The organism is Alterirhizorhabdus solaris, assembly GCF_007785815.1.
Classification (GTDB): Bacteria; Pseudomonadota; Alphaproteobacteria; order Sphingomonadales; family Sphingomonadaceae; genus Alterirhizorhabdus; species Alterirhizorhabdus solaris.
Genome location: NZ_VNIM01000008.1, coordinates 14472 through 31015, shown reverse-complemented (window position 1 = coordinate 31015; position 16544 = coordinate 14472). Strand labels below are relative to the sequence as shown.

Genomic DNA, 16544 nt, shown 5'->3' with positions numbered 1-16544 from the left:
ACGGACGGCACGCGCGGCGGATCGCCGCCGTGCCGTTTAACTGAATGAGACTTCGGAGGAGGGGTGAACCTTCCTCCGAAGTCTTTTTCTTGCTGGCCCGGCCGCATGTGGCAGACACGCGTCGACGGAACGGACCGTCTCGCACGGGCTAGGACGATGGTCCGTAGGGCGACGCTGGGGTATCCCTGTTTCGAACCGCGCGAGTATCGGGCGACGCAAGGCACGACGCGTCAGATACGGCCGGCGCGCCTTGGTCGCGTACGGGATATCAGGATCGGCGGCCCATTCTTCGCCGCTCGAAAATACCGACCGGACGAGCGGCGCGGTGCCCGGTCGCGCCGCTACGACGTGATCGCGACAGGCCTGCACTCCCGGTCATCGTCGCAGATGACCGGCGTATCAACCCGTCGTCCCGCTCAGGTGCGGGCGTTGGCGCCGGGGGACAGGCGGACGTGGGTGCGCTTGAGCTGGCGGCGGGTGAACACCCATGTCCCGTCCCGCTTCTCGTAGCTTTCGGGGTAGAAGCCGAAGCCGTTGAGCCAATGCTCCTCGTCACCCTGCTTCCAGAAGATATTGTCCTCCATCGCCCAGATGCCCTTGGCGCTGGTAGGGGACTCGAAGGTGATCTCGGGCGTGTGTGAGTGGTGGACCGAGATCCGCGTCTCATCCAGCAGCCGGCGCACGTTGGTGATCATCTCCTCCGCGGTCTTCCAATGGTCGAAGCCGTCGTTGTGCGATTCGTGATCGGGCGCGTGGAGGGCGAGATACGTGTCCCAGTCCTTGGTATCGACCGCACGATCGCGCCGCGCCTTCAGCAGCTTGATCTCCTCCAGTGCGAGCAGCCGTTCGAGGTCCGTCATGCCGTCCATGGGTCTGTCCTGTCTGTCGTCGTGGGGTTCGCCCGCCCGGTCAGGCCGCGTCGGCGAGATCGGGCGGAGGCGGCGGGAAGATGGCGCCGGGCGACTGCCGGGTATGGATGTAGGTGAGCCGGCGGCTGGTGAAGACCCAGCGCCCCTCGCGCTTCTCGTACGTCTCGAAATAATGGCCGAAGCCGACGAACCAGTGTTCGTCCTCGCCCTGCCGCCATACCGACAGCCCCTTCATGGCCCAGATGCCGCTGGCACGGGTGGGGGAGTCGAAGCTGATCTCGGGCGTGTGCGAATGATGCATCGTGTGCATGTTCGCCATGATCCGGCTGACGTTGGCGATCATCTCCGCCGCGGTGGTCCACGGCGGATAATCGCCGTTGAGCGAGCGGTGATCGGGGGCGTGAAGGGACTCGTAGAGTGCCCAGTCCTTGGTGTCGGCGGCGCGATCGCGGCGTGCCTTGAGCAGCCTGATCTCATCGAGCGCGTCGAGCAGGGCAAGACCTGTCAGGTGATCCAAGGCGACCTCTCCCAAGGTTCTCCGCCGCGTGTCGGGCGTTCGAGATCCCGGCGCACCGCGCGGGGTGGCTGCTGAATGAACAACTTGGCGGGGTTCGTCCAGAGGGAGAGGCCGGCGCGGGCGAAAATGCTAGCGCCGACGGGCATTAATCGGGATACAGCCCCAAACACGGTCGCGTCGCAGCGCGAAGTCAGGAGAGTTCATGGGTATGCGTTCGGCGAAGCAGGAGTGGGCGGCGATGTGGCCGCTGCCCCTTACCGCCATGTTCGGGATCGCCGGTGTCTCGCTGTTCGCTTACTCCAGCGGTATCTTCATGGAGCCGATGACGGCGGCCTTCGGCTGGAGCCGGGTGGAGTTCTCGTCGGCCTTCACCGTGATGATGGTCACGGGTCTGGTCGGCGCGCCGATCGCCGGGCGATGCGTCGACGCGTTCGGGGCGCGCAAGGTCGCCCTGTTCGGGATCGTGCCGTTCGCCCTGTGTCTTGCCGCGTTGGGGCTGGTCAACGGCCCGATCTGGCAGTGGTGGGCGCTAGCCTTCGCGTTCGCGCTGTTCACCTGCTGCGTTTCCACCCCGGTATGGATCACGCCGGTGGTCGGTCGCTTCCAGGCCTCGCGCGGGTTGGCGCTCGCGGTCGCGCTGGCCGGCATCGGCGTCTCGCAGACGATCTGGCCGCCGCTCGCCACGGTCTATATCGGCGCGTTCGGCTGGCGGCTGGCCTTCGCCGCGCTGGCCCTCACCTGGGCGGTGCCGATGTTGATCCTGGCGCTGCTGTTCTTCCGCGACCGCACCGAGAGCGACGCGCCGGGCGCCGGCGCGGCCGCGTCGGCCGATCCGGCGCGCACCGTCGAGAAGGGCGCGTACCGCAAGGCGTTCGCCACGCGGACGTTCATCTGCCTCATGGTGGCGGGCAGCCTGTTCGCCTGCATCTCCTACGGCACCTCGATCCACCTCGTGCCGTTGCTGCGGCAGAAGGGGCTGGGCCTCGGGGTCGCCGCCGGCGTCATCAGCGTCACCGGGATTTCCGCGATCATCGGCCGGCTCTCGATCGGCCTGATGCTGGACCGGATGTCCACCCGGGTCATCAGCATCTGCGTGTTCGCCCTGCCGTTGCTGGTGGCGCTCTTGCTGTGGCGCGCCGACAACAATCTGGCCGTGGCGCTGACTGCCGCCGCGATCTTCGGCCTAGCCAACGGTGCCGAGACGGACGTGATCGCCTACATCATCTCGCGTCGTTTCCCCCATTCGATGTTCGCCTCGATCTACGCGACCGGCGCCTCGTTCATCGCGGTGAGCGCCAGCGTGGGGCCGTTGCTGGCCGGCGGACTGTTCGACCGCTTCGGCTCCTACGATTATTTCCTGCTCGCGATCGTGCCCATGGCGCTGGCGAGCGTGGTTCTGGTGGCACTGATCCCGCCGCTTTCCGCAGCGGAGCGCGGCACGCGTTAGGTCCCGCGCTCGGCGGTGGATGAAAGGATACGGCGTGGCGGCACGGCTTGACGGAGACGCTGCGGCGGAGTGGCGCAAGGGCTGGCCGGTCGTGCTGGCCGGTGCGATGGGCATGGCGCTGGCCACCACCCACGTCTATTCGACCGGGCTGTTCATGGCCCCGCTCGAGCAGGAATTCGGCTGGAGCCGGACGGCGATTTCCGCCGGGCTGACGATCTCGGCGGTGGTCGGCGTGCTCACCGCGCCGTTCGTCGGGCTGGCGATCGATCGGCTCGGGCCGCGCCGGATCGGCCTGTGGTGCTGCACCGCCTTCTGCATCGTGTTCGCTTTGCTCTCCACCGTCGGATCGTCGATCTGGAACTGGTGGGCGCTGTGGCTGCTGCTCGCCTGCACCACCACCGGCATCAAGCCGACGGTGTGGACGGCCGCCGTCTCCAGCCTGTTCGCACGCGGGCGCGGCCTCGCCTTGTCGCTGATGCTGTGCGGCACGGGGCTGGGGTCGTCGCTGACGCCGCTGATCTGCAACCTGCTCATCAAGGATTATGGCTGGCGCACGGCCTATCTCGGGCTGGCAGGATTCTGGGCGGTGCTCGTGCTGCCGCTCCTGTTCTTCTTCTTCAGCAGCGCCAAGGACCGCCACCGCGTGTCGCGGGCCGAGACGGTGGCGGTTCCGGCCGCACTCACCGGCATGTCGGCGCGCGAGGGGTTCCGCTCCCCGCGTTTCTACAAGCTGGCGGCCGGCGCATTCCTGATCGCACTGGTGGCGGTGTCGTTCACGGTCAACATGGTGCCGATCCTGTCGTTCACCGGCCTGACGCGCGACAATGCCGCCGCGATCGCCGGCACCATCGGCATCAGTTCGATCGTCGGGCGGATCACCGCGGGCCTGCTGCTCGACCGGCTGAACGGCAACATCATCGCCGGGGTGAGCGTGCTGCTGCCGATCGCGTCGTGCGCGCTGCTACTGATGGCGCCCGGCAGCGCCCCGGTGTCGTTCGTCGCCGCGATCATTCTCGGTCTGTGCCTCGGCTCGGAGCTCGATGCGGTCGCCTATCTGGCCACCCGGCATTTCGGCATGCGCAGCTTCGGCGTCCTGTTCGGGACGATCTCGGGGCTGCTGGCGCTGGCGACGGGCGTTGGCCCGCTGCTGGTCAGCGCAGTGTACGACACCACTGGTTCGTACATGCCCGTGCTGTGGGCCTATGTGCCGCTCTGCCTGATCGCGGCGGGGCTGTTCTTCACGCTGGGGGCCTATCCGGACGCGCACGGCGAACCGGAATGATCGCCGCTAGCGCGGGCTGTCGATCGGCCGGCGCGGCCTGATCGGCCGCTGATAGCTGGGGTCGTTGCGGTCGCGGGTCGCCGGGGCGCGTGCCCCCTCGGCATACTCGCGGCCCTCGCCGACCGGATACGGATACGCGGTCAGCTCGAACAGCTCCTCGATCACGCAGACCCGGTTCGCGATCTTCCACACGCCGTCGCGCCGCTGGAAATGATCGAGGTAGCGGCCGATCGACAGCAGGTGAGGCGGCTGCTTGTTGCGGCCGATATAGGTGTAATAGGTTTCGGTGTGCGCGTCGTCGCCATCGAGTTCGCAGCTGTGGTTGTTCACCCCGTGGTGATAGCTGACGGTGGTGGCGCGGGCATCCTCGAAGGCCCAGTCGATGAAGCCGTCGGGGGAGCCGGCGAACACATGATGGTCGTCGATCGCATCATCGTGATAACAGGAGCGCAGGAGCTCGCGGTCGAGACGGTCGACGCCGCGCCCGTAGCGCAGCAGGACTTCCCAGATCTCCTGCCGGTCGACGAGTTCGCGCAGCTTCTTCTCAAGGGCGTCGTCGATCATGGCATCCTCCGGCGCCGGGCTTCGTGTTCGCCCGGAGCGTGGGCCTTGCCCTTGGCGCACCCGGGGGCGGCTCCACCCGCGTGCGTCCGGCCCTGACGGATCGAACGCGGCGGGTGCCGGCCGATGCCCGCCGGGCACCGGCCGGGCGCGGTACTATTCCGCCGCCTGCGCCTCGGCGCCGGTCAGGGTCTGCTCGGCCTTGATCCGCTGCTTGAGCACGCGGCGCGCCAGCACGCCCGCCGCGTCCGCCTTCAGGATGATCGGCTTGTGATCGAGGAAGTTGGTGGACTCGCCCATGTCGCGCTGCTGCGCCTCGATCATCGGGCCGTCCTGCGTCTCGAACACGTTCTTCATCGTGGCGGCCGTCTGTGCGGTGATCGCCTCGTTGTCGAGCAGCACGTTGCGGCCCGCCGCCCAGAAATAATGGCTGGTGAACTCGGTTTCCGGCGTGATGAGGTGCGCGTTGGGCGTGCGGTACGCCTCGGTGATGTCCTTGCCGTGATCCCAGAAGGCGGTGTCGACGAACAGCACGCCCGGCACGGTCCAGCGCGCATGGCCCTGGCCCTCGACATCCTCGTTCTCGCGGCCGTGGAACGGACGCTGCGCGGCGGCGAGGTGATAGTGGTGGCGCCACAGCATCGAGAAAACGTTGTCGCCGTCGCGTTCCACCTTGTTGGTGAAGTCCGCGAAGTTGGACCCTTCATGGATGCCCGGGTGCAGATAGTGGATGTGGCTGAGATCCAGCAGGTTGTCGGCGATGAGCTGATAGTTGCCCTTGATGTAGGTATAGCCCTGCGCGAGCGTGAACTGGCTGTCGCTCATGAAGCCGAAATCCGGGATCAGGTCGGGGTCGGCCAGCGCCGCATCGCCCAACCACAACCAGATCACCGAATAGCGCTCGACCGCGACATACGCCTTCACGCAGGTGCGCGCGCGCTGGGTCTCGTCGTCGTTCGGGGCTTCCACGCAGGCGCCGGTGCCGTCGAAGCGCAGGCCGTGGTAGCCGCACTGCAGCGAGTCACCCACGCGCTTGCCCATCGAGAGCGGCACGAAGCGGTGCGGGCAACGATCGTGGATCGCGGCGACCGCGCCGGTCGAGGTGCGGAACATCACGATCTGCTCGTCGCAGATCTTGCGGCTGACCATCGCCTCGTCCAGCTCGTAGGCGTTGGCGGCGACATACCAGGTGTTCTTCAGGAAGGGCATAACGGCGGACTCTCCTCAACTTCGCCCAGGTCGTCACCGCGCGGGCGCCGGGCCGATCCATCTCATCGCCAGCGCCTCACGCTCATCGCAAATCGGGACGCACGGTTACGTAGCATACTATTCCCGGACAGGCCGAAATGCAATGCGGAACGCGCCGGCGGCCGGTCCCCCGGGCGGCGGCTTATGGCGATTGTCGCGATGCTGTCGATGCGGTAGCGGGGACGCAATGCGATGGATGCATTGCGGATCATCCGCGTGGCCCGCGGGGCGACGGCGAAGATCGCCGATCCCCGGCGGCGCGGGGCCGGTACTGGAAGGGGAGGGGACCGGATGCAGAGAGCGTTGCCACAGCCGACACCGGAGACGCGGCATTTCTGGGATGGCTGCAAGGCGGGCGAGCTGCGCCTGCAACGCTGCCGGGCTTGCACCCACACCTATTTCCCGCCGCGCCCGTTCTGCCCGCAGTGCGTGAGCCGGGACGTCGAGGTGGTCGTCGCCAGCGGCCGCGCCACGCTCTATTCCTACGTCATCAACCATCGCCCGCGCCCCGACATGGGCAAGGAGCCGCACTCGATCGCGGTAGTGACGCTCGCGGAGGGGCCGCGCATGATGACCAACATCGTCGACTGCCCGCAGACGCCCGAGGCGCTGGTGCTCGACATGCCGCTGGAGGTGCGGTTCGAGCCGCAGAACGACGACATCACGCTGCCCTTCTTCCGGCCGGTGGAGGGCTGAGCCATGAAATCGAAATCGATCGCCGTCGTCGGCGCCGCCGAGACCACGCGGATGGGCGCGGTGCCCGAACTGTCCAACCTCGGCCTCAACCTGGATGCCGCGCTCAACGCGATGGCCGATGCCGGGCTGACCCCGCAGGACATCGACGGCATCGCGACGGCCGGCGAGCATCCTTGGACCGTTTCCACGATGCTCGGCATCAAGCCGAAATGGATCGACAGCACCAATGTCGGCGGCTGCTCGTACATGGTGCATGTGCGCCACGCGGCGGCGGCGATCGCGGCGGGCTATTGCACCACCGTGCTCATCACCCACGGTGAGTCGGGCCGGTCGCAGGTGGCGCCCGCGCGCTACGCGCCCAATCCGGGCACGCTGTTCGGGCAGTTCGAGTCGCCCTACGGCCTCGGTGCGCCGGTCACGCAGGTGACGCTGCCGGCGCTGCGCTTCATGAAGGAGACGGACACCACCGAGGAGGATCTGGCGCTGCTGGCGGTGATCCAGCGCGAATGGGCGGCGAAGAACCCGCGTGCCTTCGCCCGTGATCCGATCACGGTGGATCAGGTGCTGTCCTCCTCGATGATCGCCTATCCGTTCCGCAAGCTGCTGTGCTGCCTCGTCACCGATGGCGGCGGCGCGCTCATCCTGACCAGCGCCGACCGGGCGAAGGACTTTCCGACGAAGCCGGTCTACATCATGGGCACCGGCGAGGGCATCGAGCATTCGATCGTCAGCATGATGGCCGACATGTCGACGTCGGGCGCGTTCCGGCTGTCGGGCGAGGCGGCGTTCGCCTCGGCCGGCATCACCCACGCCGATGTCGACCATGTGATGCTCTACGATCCGTTCGCGCACGTCCCCTTCTATGCGCTGGAGGATCTGGGGTTCTGCGGGCGCGGCGAGGCGAAGTACCTCTATCGCGAACGCCACACCGCGCCGGGCGGCCGGCTGCCGGTCAACACCAGCGGCGGCGGCCTCTCCTACCAGCATTCGGGCATGTACGGCATGTTCGCCCTGCAGGAGAGCGTGCGGCAGATGCGTGGCATCGCCGCCGCGCAGATCGAGGGGGCGAAGGTTTCGGTGTGCCACGGCATCGGCAGCATGTTCAGCGCGGCCGGCACCATCATCTTCACCAACGAAGCCTGACGGGCACCCGACGATGGCGAGCCGCTGAGATGAACGCGCTGGAAATCGGCCTGTGCTGGGGCACGCTCGAAAAGGCGGACCTGCCCGATCTGATCGAGGCGGCGGGTCGCCACGGCTTCCCCACGCTGTCGATCCGGCCGGACATGGTGCAGGCCACGCTCGATGCGGAGATGAGCGAGGCGGCGTTACGACGCAGGCTGGCCGATGCGGGCGTGCGCGTGCGCGTGATCGACGCGCTCACCGCCGGCCTGCCGGGCATGCCCGCCACGGTCGATCTGGGCGGGCAGGTGGTCGCGCGGCCCGATGCGGACGCCTGTTTCCGCGTCGCGGAGGCGGTGGGCGCGCCGATCGTCAACGTGGCGCTGTACGGTGGCCAGCCGGCGCCGCTGGCGGCGATCGCCGAGGCCATCGGCGCGGTCGCCGAACGCGCCCGCGCGCGCGGGATCGCCTTGATCCTGGAATTCATTCCCGGCACCGCCATGCCGGATATCACGGCGGCCCACGCCGTCGCGCAGGCGTCCGGGGCGGCCAATTGCTCGATCCTGCTCGATACCTGGCATCTCGCGCGCTCCGGCGGGACGCTCGCCGACGTGGCGGCGTTGCCCCCCGGTGCGATCGGCAGCCTGCAAATCTGCGACCGGACGCCGCCGCCGCCGGGGACGCCCTATGTGCCGATGACGGGGCGCGATCTGCCCGGCGAGGGGCAACTTCCACTCGGCCCGATCTGTGCGGCGGCGCGCCTGAACAACCCGGCGCTGACCGCCGAGATCGAGGTGTTCAGCGCCGAACTGCGCGACATGACCGTGGATGCGGCGGCGGCGCGCGTCGCCGCCGCGATCGCGCGCTGGCGCGAGCGGGAGGGGCGGGGGCTTTAGCCGCTGCCGGCTTCGGCCCGCCCGCGCCTTGCCATCGCGGTGGCGCCGGGTTAGCGGGCGATGGTTGAAATAGTCGCCGTCCATTGCAATCCGTTCAGCGGGGCAGGCGAATTGGAGAGTCAGTCCGGCGCTTCGCCGGCGAGGTCTGGGAGTCGGTCGATGAAGTTTACAGTGCAGATCCCGCTTGGCGACATCACGCCCGGCGAGTTTCAGACGGCGGCGGCGGTGAAGGAAATGGCGGTCGCTATGGAATCCGCCAACATGGATGCCTGCTTCCTCACCGATCATCCGGCTCCTTCGGCGGCTTGGCTGCACGCCAACGGACATGACGCGCTCGACCCGTTCACCGCCTTCGCCTTCGTCGCCGCGGCGACCACGAAGCTGATGTTCCACACCAACATCCTCGTCCTGCCGTATCGCAATCCGTTCCTCACGGCCAAGGCGGCGGCGACGCTGCAGGTGCTGTCCGGCGGGCGGCTGATCCTGGGCGCGGGCGGCGGCTACCAGAAGGGTGAGTTCGAGGCGCTCGGCGTCGATTTCACCAAGCGCGGCGCGCTGTTCGACGAGGCGCTGGAGGTGATGCGCATGGCATGGGCCGGCGGCCCGGTCGTGAAGCAGGGCCGCAACTTCAACGCGGCCGGCAACGAGCCGCGCCCGGCGCCGGAAACCCCGCCGCTGATCTGGATCGGCGGCGGCAGCGGCAAGGCGGTGGAGCGCGCGGCACGCTGGGGCGACGGCTGGTGCCCGTTCTTCGCCGCGCCGACGATGAGCCAGTCCAACCAAGATTCGGGCATCCAGTCGGTCGAGCAGCTCGGCGAGAAGATCAAGGAACTGCACGAGATGCGTGCGGCGCAGGACAAGACCGGGCATTTCGACATCGCCATCGGCCCGCGCAAGAAGCCGGACTACAAGACCCGCGACAGCGCCGACCAGTATATCGAGGCGCTGAACGAACTGGCCGCCGTGGGCGTGACCTGGGCGATGGTCGAGCCGGCGCATCCGAGCCGTCAGGGCTTCATCGAGAACGTCCAGTGGTTCGGCGAGGAAGTGATCGCGCGCCTGTAAGCGAAGGGACGGTACGATGACGGGCGAGACGCTGAGCTACGCGGGCAAGCGCGTCGTCGTGACCGGCTGCTATTCGGGGATCGGGCAGGCGACCGCGCGGTTGCTGCTCGATCTGGGCGCGCGGGTGCACGGGCTGGACCTGCGGCCCAACGACCTGCCGCTGGACGGCTTCACCCCGCTCGATCTGCGCGACGTGGCGTCGATCGAGGCGGCGGCCGAGGCGGTCGAGGGGCGGGTGGATGCGCTGTTCAACTGTGCGGGCATCCCGCCCGGGCCACCGCCGCTCGACGTGATGAAGGTCAACTTCATCGGGACGCGGCACCTGACGGAGCTGTTGGTGCCGCGCATGGGGTCGGGCGGCGCGATCGCGAACGTGGCGTCGAACGGAGGCGCCGGGTGGAGCCGCAACGTACCGCGCCTGCTCGACCTGATCGGCACGGACTCGTTCGATACGGCGGCGGCGTGGTTCGGGGCGAACGGCGACGACGTGCCGGCCGCCTACAGCTTTTCCAAGGAAGCGATCATCGTCTGGACGCTGTCGCTTTCTTCGACGCTGATAAAGCAGGGCATCCGGGTGAACTGCACCAGCCCGGGCGCGGTGCAGACGCCGATGCTGGACGAGATCGAGCGCGTGACGCCGAGCGAACTCATCGACGTGATGGCGCAACCGATCGGGCGGCGCTCCGATGCGGCGGAACAGGCGGTGCCGCTGGTGTTCCTCAACAGCGATGCCGCATCCTACGGGAACGGCGTGGTGCTGCCCGTCGACGGCGGCTTCCTGGCGGCGCAGGCGATCGCGCAGCGCGGCGCGCCGGCCAGTCCCGGCCGCCGCTGACCCGTCAGGCGAGCGCGGGGCGACCGAGCGCGGGTGCTACCTCACGCTCGCCCGGATGCTTGCCGGTCAGGTAGAACAGGACCGCGCCGACCAGCGTGGCCCCGGCGCTGATCAGCAGGAAACTGTCGTAGCGGTCGGCAAGGCGCAGCGTGTAGCTCAGGATCAGCGGTCCGGTGGCCGCGCCGAGCGTGAGCGAGACGGTGAGGAAGCTGAGGATCAGGCTGTAGTTCCTGAGTGCGAACTTGCGCGAGACGAGGTAGGCGCCGATGTCGCCTTCCGCGCCTTGCGCCAGCGCCATCAGCAGCACCGATCCGCCCAGCAGCCATACCGCATCGAACGGCGAGGCGAGCGCCGCCAGCCCCAGCGCGGGCAGCCCCAGCGCGAAGATCGCCACCTTGTGCACTGCGATCCGGTCCAGCGCGAGGCCGCTGATGAACCGCCCCACCGCCACGCCGCCGGCATAAAGCGCGATGATCCCGGTCGCAGCGGCCCCGGATGCCCCGTTCTCCGCCAGCACGAGCTTTAGCTGCGAAGCGACCAGCAATTGTGGCACGTTGACGAGGAGCATGCCGCCGATCGTGAGCAGGAACAGCGGCGAGCGGAACAGCTGCACGACATCGTTGCGCGAATAGGCGACATGACGTTCAGACACGACGGGTGCCGCCCCCTTGCCCCTGCCCAGCAGGATGACCGTGATGACGCCGCCCAGGATCGAGAGCAGCCCCAGTGCGCGAAAACCATTGCGCCACCCGTAGTCGGCGATGATCTCCGCGACGAACGGCACCGCGACCGCCGCCACCAGCGGCGCGCCGGACATGACGATCGACAGCCCGATCCCGCGCGCCCGGTCGAATCGTTCCACCACGACACGGGCGAACACCATCGTGGTGGTCAGCGTGCCGAACGTGGCCTTCACGATCAGGATCGCCAGAAACAGGTAGAAACTGCCGTTCATGAAGCTGAGCGCCAGATAGCCCAGCGGCAGCGAGACGAAGCCGACCGTGGCGGCGATGCGCGGCCCGACCCGGTCGGTAAAGCGCCCGGCCAGCGGGATGAAGAACATCGTCACGAACGGCGCGATCCCGATCAGCGCATATTGCGCGCGGGACCAGCCGAATTCGGCGATGATCGCCGGCGCGAACAGGCTCATCACATAATGGTTGAGCGCCAGCCCGAGCGACATGCCGACGGTGGCGGCCAGCAGCGGGCGCCAGTGCGCGCGGAATTCCATCCGATAGCTCAAGACCGTCTCTCCCGCCGCGCGCCACCGGCTTTCCGCCGGTCTATTGCATCACGCGTGACGCATTCATGCAGGCGGGGGCCGGGCAACGCAAGCCCCGCCGGCCCCGGGGGTCTCGCGTGGTGGCCGCGCCGGGGCGGTCGCGTCGTAAAATGGAGGGGCTTCGCGGTTCGCGGCACCCGCCGCTTGTTTCCTGGCCGGGAGAACGGCTAACCAGAAAGGCGAGACACCGCGTCGATGGCCGGTGCCCGACAACACCCGTGGAGTGCGCCAATGCCCGATCCAGACTCCAGCCGGCTCACCCTTCGCCGGCGGACCCACGCCGTGAACGACGATCTGGCCGAACTGCTCGATTCGCTCGACGATTTCGACAAGGCTGCAGCGCGCGCGGTGCGTCAGGCGCGCACGGCGCTGTTCGAGGCGTGGACGATCCTGTGCGTTCCGCCCGACGACGAGGAGGATCACTGAGGCGCGGTTGCGCCGGCCGCCCCGTTGCCAGGGGGGCCGGCGTCAGCGAGGCTATCGGCGCCGGTAGTAGTTTTCGCGCGTATTGCTCCACACGATCTGGCCTACGCCGACCAGCGCCAGCAACGCGCCCCACAGTGCCCATTGCTTGTCGTCGGCCATGAAGCTGTCGAGGAAGGCGATATTGAAGCCCTGCAGGATCCAGATCCCGCCCATCAGCACCATCGCGACGCCCAGCAGGCTGCTGATGGCACGCATCACGCCGTTGAAGAATTCGGTCATCGCCCGTTCCCTTGTCTGTCGCGTCAGGCGGCGGCCGGCCGGAACGCCAGCGCCACCCCGTTCATGCAATAGCGCAGCCCCGTCGGCTTCGGCCCGTCGGTGAAGACGTGGCCGAGATGGCCGCCACACTGCGCGCAGACGATCTCCGTCCGCGACATGCCGATCGAACGGTCTTCCTTCCGCACGGTGGCGTCCGGCAGAGACTGCCAGAAGCTTGGCCAGCCGGTGTGGCTGTCGAACTTGGTCGCCGAGTCGAACAGCGGCGTGGCGCAGCCCGCGCAGGCGAACCCGCCCGCGCGATGCTCCGCCAGCAGCGGGCTGGAGAACGGCGCTTCGGTCGCGCCCTTGCGCAGCACGTCGTAGCTGGCCGGCTTCAGCATGGCGCGCCACTCGGCGTCGGTATGCTGGATCGGGAAGGTCGCGGTCGCCGTCTCGGGCGCCTTGCGCGTCATCGCGATACGGCCACCGATGGCGACCGCCACGGCGCCGACCGCCCCCATGCCGAACAGTTCACGTCGCGTCATCGATGATCCCCGTTGGTCTGCATGGGAGTCTGGTCCTTCATCCGATATCACGGGCACACGGCCCGCCCGGGGCCGCACCGGCCTGCAGGCCGGCGGGCGCCCGGTGCCGGATCACTTCTTGGCGGGCAGCTTTGCCAGATCGGCGTCGATCTTGTTCAACGCTTCCTCGGGCACCTTGTCGCCGGCCATCGGCTGGATCGCGCGGAAGGTCATGCCGGCGGCCATGTCCATCTGGGGGTTGTCGAGCAGGCCAGGCAGATGCTTCTCGACGATCGCATGGGCGGCAGGATCGGCCTTCAGCGTGCCGATCGTCGTAACGGCGGTGGTGTAGCCGGCGGCCAGCGCCATCGTCGGGGCGGCCAGGGCGATGGCCATGCCGGCGAACAATGCGGTCAGTTTCTTCATGCGACGCTCCTGTGGCGAATGATGTCCGGTCTGGAAACCCAGGGGCCGCCCGCGCACCGTATCCGGCCGACCCGGGCAAGGCTGCCGGGGGCGAACGGAGGCAGGTCGGGTCTGGTCCGACTTTTGTCGATACCGGGCAGGCGAGGCCGTGGCAATATATTGTCACGGCGACGAGGCAATGCCCGGTGCCGGCCCGCGTGGCAGCCGCCCCTATCGCCGGACTTCGCCATTGCCCTATACGGCGACGCCGGTGCGGCGCTCCAGAGGGGCCGCCGCACGCACGGCGCGCACAGACGCGATCGAGGAGGACAGCACGATGACCGACGCCCCCCATCTTCTGGTCGACGAGGAGGACGGCATCCTCATCGCGACGTTCAACCGCCCCGAGAAGTACAATGCGCTCAGTTCCAGCCTGATGGCCGGGCTGGAGGAGGCGGTGTACCGCTTCCGCGACACGCCCAGGCTGCGGGTCATGCTGATCCGGGCGAAGGGCAAGTATTTCTCGTCCGGTGCGGATCTGAAGGAAGGGGGCGGCGGCGCGCTGCCCACCACCGGCTCCGGCATCCGCGAGATGCATCGCCGCCTGCCCAACCGGATGCGCCAGATCTGGGACGAGATGGAGCATATCGAGAAGCCGTTCGTCGTGGCGCATCAGGGCATGTGCGTGGGTGGCAGCCTGGAGATGTCGCTGTCGTGTGATTTCCGCCTCGCCGCCGCCTCGGCCGGCTATGCCTTTCCAGAGGCCAAGTTCGGCGTGCTGCCCGCCACCAACGGAGTGAGCCGGCTGACCCGCGTCGTCGGCGCGCACTGGGCACGGCTGCTCATCATGGCGAACCTGCCGGCCAGCGCGCAGGAAGCGCTGACGATGGGGCTCGTCCACAAGGTCTATCCCGACGAGAGCTTCGAGGCGGACGTGATGGCCTTCTGCCGCCACCTCACCCAGCAGAACGGCGAGATGATGGGCGCCGCCAAGCTCACCATCGAACTCGCCGCCGATCTCGGGGCGGATCAGGCCGCCGCGGTGGAGCGGATGGCCAACAGCACGCTGATGCTGTCGCCGGACTATCAGGAAGGCATGAAGCGCCACATCGCCAGCATCGGCCGCAAGAAGGCGTAGCGCGCCGCGGCGGGGCGGCTGGTTCAGGCGGGGGGCAGGATGCCGGCCAGCCACGCCGCCCCTCGCCGCAGCCCCGCGTCGATGTCGCCGGACCAGAGCCGGGGACCGATCACCTCGATGTCGTAGAAGCCGCGAAAGCCCGCGCGCTCGATCAGCGGCAGCAGCCGGGCGAGCGGGATCGCGCCGTCGCCCGGCACCGCGCGGCAGGGCAGGGCGCGGTCGCCCGGCACATGGTCGCTCACCTGCACCAGCGCGATCACCTCGCCCGCGTCGGCGATCGCCGCCTCGATGTCGGCATCGGTCCAGCAGGCGAACAGGTCAATCCCCACGCCGATGCCGGCGGCGCGGGCCAACGCCACCGTCTCCGTCAGGCGATGTGCGATCGAGACGTCGGCATACAGGTGCGAGGTCGGCTCCAGCGACAGGCGGACGCCGGCATCGCGCGCGTGCGCCGCGCACGGGGCGACCGCCTCGGCGAAGCGGGCGGCGGCGGCGTGCCACGCCAGTTGTTCGCGGCCGCCGGTCGTCATGGTGATGGTCCGCGCGCCGATCGCCCCGGCGACGGCGATGGTGTCGTCCAGACGCGCGCGCGCCGCCGCCGCGATATCGGGTGTCGCGAAACCGAAGGCGCGGTGGGTGAGCGTGGCGACGGCCAGCCCCGCGTCGTCGATCAGTCGCGCCGCCGCGACCGGCCCGTATTCGACGACCTCCTCCAGCGTCGGCCCGATCGCCGCCGCGCCGAGCCGGGCAGTCGTGTCCACATGGCTCGCAAGCCCGGCCTCGCCCAGCGAAAGGCTGTTGATCGACAATCTGGGGTGCATTCCGGCCTCTCCGCCCTTTTCCCCGGAGATAGCGGGGCGCGGTTGCAATTGAAACGGGGCCACTGCATTGTCGCTACTAAGACTAAAACCGGCGGTGCCAGTATCGGCGCGAGGCGGTGAGGGGGAGGGTCCGTATCTTGTTCTCGATCCGGCAGGCCCGTGGCCTGATGTCGCGGCTGATGCCCGCCGCCGCCTTGTGCATGGTGCCGGCGGCGTTCGCGCCGGTCGCGGCCGCTGCGCAGGACGTTCCGGCGGCGAACGGTGTCCGCACCCTCGCGCCGATCCGGCTCTATCCGGGCGCGGCACCCGGCACGCCCCCGGCCACGCAGGCGGAGGCGGAGGACCGGATGGGGCCGCTGACGGTGCTGCGGAACGTGAGCGTGCCGACGGTGACGCCGGTGCTGCCCGCGCCCGGCAAGGCCAATGGCGCGGCGGTCGTCATCGCCCCCGGCGGCGGCTATCGCATCCTCGCGATCGATATCGAGGGTTATCAGGAGGCGCGGTGGCTGGCCGCGCGCGGCATCAGCGCGTTCGTGCTCAAATACCGGGTCATGCCCGTCACCGGCAGCCTCGCTGACATGGCGAAGCAGGCGGTGGCGAACATGCCGCCGGCCAGCCAGAGCGCCTATGTCACCTTCGACTATCCGCCTGCAGTCGCCGATGCGGCCAATGCGGTGCGGTTGGTGCGGCGCCGCGCGGGGGAGTGGGGCGTCGATCCCCGACGCATCGGCCTCATGGGCTTTTCGGCCGGGGCGATCTCCACCGTCAGGGTGGCGACCGACGCGGGGATCACGGACCGTCCGGATTTCGTCGCCGCGATCTATCCACCGCTGGAAGCGGTGGCGGTGCCGGCCGACGCGCCGCCGTTGTTCGGCGCGATCGCGCTGGACGACCCGCTGTTCGCCGGCAAGGGCTTCGGCCTGATCGACGCGTGGCGCAAGGCGAAGCGGCCGGTCGAGTTCCATCTCTACGAGACCGGCGGGCACGGCTTCGGCATGGGCCGGCCCGGCACCACCACCGGGGACTGGCTCGCCAGTTTTCATGGCTGGATGACGATGCGCAAGCTGGTGCCCGGTGCGGCGCGATGAGCCTTCGACGACGGCCGTCGCCGGGTAGCGAGGCCACGCCTCCCGCGCCACGGTCGGCGACCCC

At 68.7% G+C, this 16544-nt stretch carries 19 protein-coding genes; 10 read left to right on the top strand and 9 right to left on the bottom strand.

The annotated features are described in order from the left end of the window. Positions 1-416 precede the first annotated feature (416 nt). Positions 417-869: a nuclear transport factor 2 family protein gene (locus tag FOY91_RS03615; RefSeq protein ID WP_145148224.1), complete on the bottom strand. Its 453-nt coding sequence runs from the start codon at positions 867-869 to the stop codon at positions 417-419. A 40-nt stretch (positions 870-909) separates the two neighbouring features. After that, the gene (locus FOY91_RS03610) at positions 910-1386 is read right to left on the bottom strand and encodes a nuclear transport factor 2 family protein (RefSeq protein ID WP_162527116.1); all 477 of its coding nucleotides are present in this window, start codon (positions 1384-1386) and stop codon (positions 910-912) included. Positions 1387-1588: 202 nt separating this feature from the next. Between FOY91_RS03610 and FOY91_RS03605 the strand changes: the two genes are divergently transcribed. Together FOY91_RS03605 and FOY91_RS03600 are read left to right on the top strand one after the other, a co-directional pair. Further along, positions 1589-2833 (top strand): MFS transporter, encoded by a 1245-nt coding sequence (locus tag FOY91_RS03605; RefSeq protein WP_145148220.1) that lies wholly within the window; start codon positions 1589-1591, stop codon positions 2831-2833. Positions 2834-2867: 34 nt separating this feature from the next. Then, positions 2868-4115 carry an MFS transporter gene (locus FOY91_RS03600; RefSeq protein WP_162527115.1) on the top strand — a complete coding sequence of 416 codons (1248 nt, stop codon included), beginning with the start codon at positions 2868-2870 and terminating at the stop codon, positions 4113-4115. A 6-nt stretch (positions 4116-4121) separates the two neighbouring features. On the opposite strand, the gene FOY91_RS03595 is transcribed toward FOY91_RS03600, so the two are convergent. Both FOY91_RS03595 and FOY91_RS03590 read right to left on the bottom strand, forming a co-directional pair. Further along, the gene (locus tag FOY91_RS03595) at positions 4122-4679 is read right to left on the bottom strand and encodes a nuclear transport factor 2 family protein (protein WP_145148216.1); all 558 of its coding nucleotides are present in this window, start codon (positions 4677-4679) and stop codon (positions 4122-4124) included. A gap of 153 nt (positions 4680-4832) precedes the next feature. Continuing rightward, positions 4833-5885 carry an aromatic ring-hydroxylating oxygenase subunit alpha gene (locus FOY91_RS03590; protein ID WP_145148214.1) on the bottom strand — a complete coding sequence of 351 codons (1053 nt, stop codon included), beginning with the start codon at positions 5883-5885 and terminating at the stop codon, positions 4833-4835. A 330-nt stretch (positions 5886-6215) separates the two neighbouring features. Between FOY91_RS03590 and FOY91_RS03585 the strand changes: the two genes are divergently transcribed. The 5 genes from FOY91_RS03585 (at position 6216) to FOY91_RS03565 (ending at position 10538) form a co-directional block, all read left to right on the top strand. Further along, entirely contained in the window at positions 6216-6620 is a 405-nt protein-coding gene (locus tag FOY91_RS03585) for a Zn-ribbon domain-containing OB-fold protein (RefSeq protein WP_145148212.1), read from the top strand. Between the two features lie 3 nt (positions 6621-6623). Next, complete coding sequence (locus FOY91_RS03580) at positions 6624-7763, top strand: thiolase C-terminal domain-containing protein (RefSeq protein WP_145148210.1); 1140 nt, start codon at positions 6624-6626, stop codon at positions 7761-7763. A gap of 29 nt (positions 7764-7792) precedes the next feature. Further along, positions 7793-8638 (top strand): sugar phosphate isomerase/epimerase family protein, encoded by an 846-nt coding sequence (locus FOY91_RS03575; protein ID WP_145148208.1) that lies wholly within the window; start codon positions 7793-7795, stop codon positions 8636-8638. A gap of 159 nt (positions 8639-8797) precedes the next feature. Continuing rightward, entirely contained in the window at positions 8798-9703 is a 906-nt protein-coding gene (locus FOY91_RS03570) for a TIGR03619 family F420-dependent LLM class oxidoreductase (protein ID WP_162527114.1), read from the top strand. 16 nt (positions 9704-9719) lie between these two features. Continuing rightward, positions 9720-10538 (top strand): coniferyl-alcohol dehydrogenase, encoded by an 819-nt coding sequence (locus FOY91_RS03565; RefSeq protein WP_145148204.1) that lies wholly within the window; start codon positions 9720-9722, stop codon positions 10536-10538. Between the two features lie 4 nt (positions 10539-10542). Here the strand turns inward: FOY91_RS03565 and FOY91_RS03560 are convergent, their stop codons facing one another. After that, positions 10543-11781, bottom strand: coding sequence for an MFS transporter (locus FOY91_RS03560; RefSeq protein WP_145148202.1), 1239 nt, complete (start codon positions 11779-11781; stop codon positions 10543-10545). A 270-nt stretch (positions 11782-12051) separates the two neighbouring features. Between FOY91_RS03560 and FOY91_RS03555 the strand changes: the two genes are divergently transcribed. Next, positions 12052-12246, top strand: coding sequence for a hypothetical protein (locus FOY91_RS03555; protein ID WP_145148200.1), 195 nt, complete (start codon positions 12052-12054; stop codon positions 12244-12246). A gap of 51 nt (positions 12247-12297) precedes the next feature. Here the strand turns inward: FOY91_RS03555 and FOY91_RS03550 are convergent, their stop codons facing one another. From FOY91_RS03550 to FOY91_RS03540, 3 genes are all read right to left on the bottom strand, one after another. Next, positions 12298-12525, bottom strand: coding sequence for a hypothetical protein (locus FOY91_RS03550; protein WP_238995222.1), 228 nt, complete (start codon positions 12523-12525; stop codon positions 12298-12300). 23 nt (positions 12526-12548) lie between these two features. Then, positions 12549-13049 carry a peptide-methionine (R)-S-oxide reductase MsrB gene (gene msrB / locus FOY91_RS03545; protein ID WP_145148198.1) on the bottom strand — a complete coding sequence of 167 codons (501 nt, stop codon included), beginning with the start codon at positions 13047-13049 and terminating at the stop codon, positions 12549-12551. Between the two features lie 111 nt (positions 13050-13160). Beyond that, positions 13161-13454, bottom strand: a complete 294-nt coding sequence (locus FOY91_RS03540; RefSeq protein WP_145148196.1) for a hypothetical protein — start codon at positions 13452-13454, stop codon at positions 13161-13163. A 316-nt stretch (positions 13455-13770) separates the two neighbouring features. Here FOY91_RS03540 and FOY91_RS03535 point away from each other — a divergent pair, with 316 nt between their 5' ends. Continuing rightward, positions 13771-14571, top strand: a complete 801-nt coding sequence (locus FOY91_RS03535) for an enoyl-CoA hydratase/isomerase family protein (protein ID WP_145148194.1) — start codon at positions 13771-13773, stop codon at positions 14569-14571. A gap of 23 nt (positions 14572-14594) precedes the next feature. On the opposite strand, the gene FOY91_RS03530 is transcribed toward FOY91_RS03535, so the two are convergent. Further along, on the bottom strand, positions 14595-15392 hold the full coding sequence (locus tag FOY91_RS03530) for a sugar phosphate isomerase/epimerase family protein (protein ID WP_145148192.1): 798 nt from the start codon (positions 15390-15392) through the stop codon (positions 14595-14597). Positions 15393-15559: 167 nt separating this feature from the next. Here FOY91_RS03530 and FOY91_RS03525 point away from each other — a divergent pair, with 167 nt between their 5' ends. Beyond that, entirely contained in the window at positions 15560-16480 is a 921-nt protein-coding gene (locus FOY91_RS03525; RefSeq protein ID WP_145148190.1) for an alpha/beta hydrolase, read from the top strand. Positions 16481-16544 lie beyond the last annotated feature (64 nt).

What these genes read in the sequence shown, in the direction of transcription:
- FOY91_RS03615 (WP_145148224.1), bottom strand. Translation starts at nt 869, where the DNA reads ATGGACGGCATGACGGACCTCGAACGGCTGCTCGCACTGGAGGAGATC.
- FOY91_RS03605 (WP_145148220.1), top strand. Translation starts at nt 1,589, where the DNA reads ATGGGTATGCGTTCGGCGAAGCAGGAGTGGGCGGCGATGTGGCCGCTG.
- FOY91_RS03595 (WP_145148216.1), bottom strand. Translation starts at nt 4,679, where the DNA reads ATGATCGACGACGCCCTTGAGAAGAAGCTGCGCGAACTCGTCGACCGG.
- FOY91_RS03590 (WP_145148214.1), bottom strand. Translation starts at nt 5,885, where the DNA reads ATGCCCTTCCTGAAGAACACCTGGTATGTCGCCGCCAACGCCTACGAG.
- FOY91_RS03585 (WP_145148212.1), top strand. Translation starts at nt 6,216, where the DNA reads ATGCAGAGAGCGTTGCCACAGCCGACACCGGAGACGCGGCATTTCTGG.
- FOY91_RS03580 (WP_145148210.1), top strand. Translation starts at nt 6,624, where the DNA reads ATGAAATCGAAATCGATCGCCGTCGTCGGCGCCGCCGAGACCACGCGG.
- FOY91_RS03575 (WP_145148208.1), top strand. Translation starts at nt 7,793, where the DNA reads ATGAACGCGCTGGAAATCGGCCTGTGCTGGGGCACGCTCGAAAAGGCG.
- FOY91_RS03570 (WP_162527114.1), top strand. Translation starts at nt 8,798, where the DNA reads ATGAAGTTTACAGTGCAGATCCCGCTTGGCGACATCACGCCCGGCGAG.
- FOY91_RS03565 (WP_145148204.1), top strand. Translation starts at nt 9,720, where the DNA reads ATGACGGGCGAGACGCTGAGCTACGCGGGCAAGCGCGTCGTCGTGACC.
- FOY91_RS03555 (WP_145148200.1), top strand. Translation starts at nt 12,052, where the DNA reads ATGCCCGATCCAGACTCCAGCCGGCTCACCCTTCGCCGGCGGACCCAC.
- FOY91_RS03550 (WP_238995222.1), bottom strand. Translation starts at nt 12,525, where the DNA reads ATGACCGAATTCTTCAACGGCGTGATGCGTGCCATCAGCAGCCTGCTG.
- msrB (WP_145148198.1), bottom strand. Translation starts at nt 13,049, where the DNA reads ATGACGCGACGTGAACTGTTCGGCATGGGGGCGGTCGGCGCCGTGGCG.
- FOY91_RS03540 (WP_145148196.1), bottom strand. Translation starts at nt 13,454, where the DNA reads ATGAAGAAACTGACCGCATTGTTCGCCGGCATGGCCATCGCCCTGGCC.
- FOY91_RS03535 (WP_145148194.1), top strand. Translation starts at nt 13,771, where the DNA reads ATGACCGACGCCCCCCATCTTCTGGTCGACGAGGAGGACGGCATCCTC.
- FOY91_RS03530 (WP_145148192.1), bottom strand. Translation starts at nt 15,392, where the DNA reads ATGCACCCCAGATTGTCGATCAACAGCCTTTCGCTGGGCGAGGCCGGG.
- FOY91_RS03525 (WP_145148190.1), top strand. Translation starts at nt 15,560, where the DNA reads ATGTCGCGGCTGATGCCCGCCGCCGCCTTGTGCATGGTGCCGGCGGCG.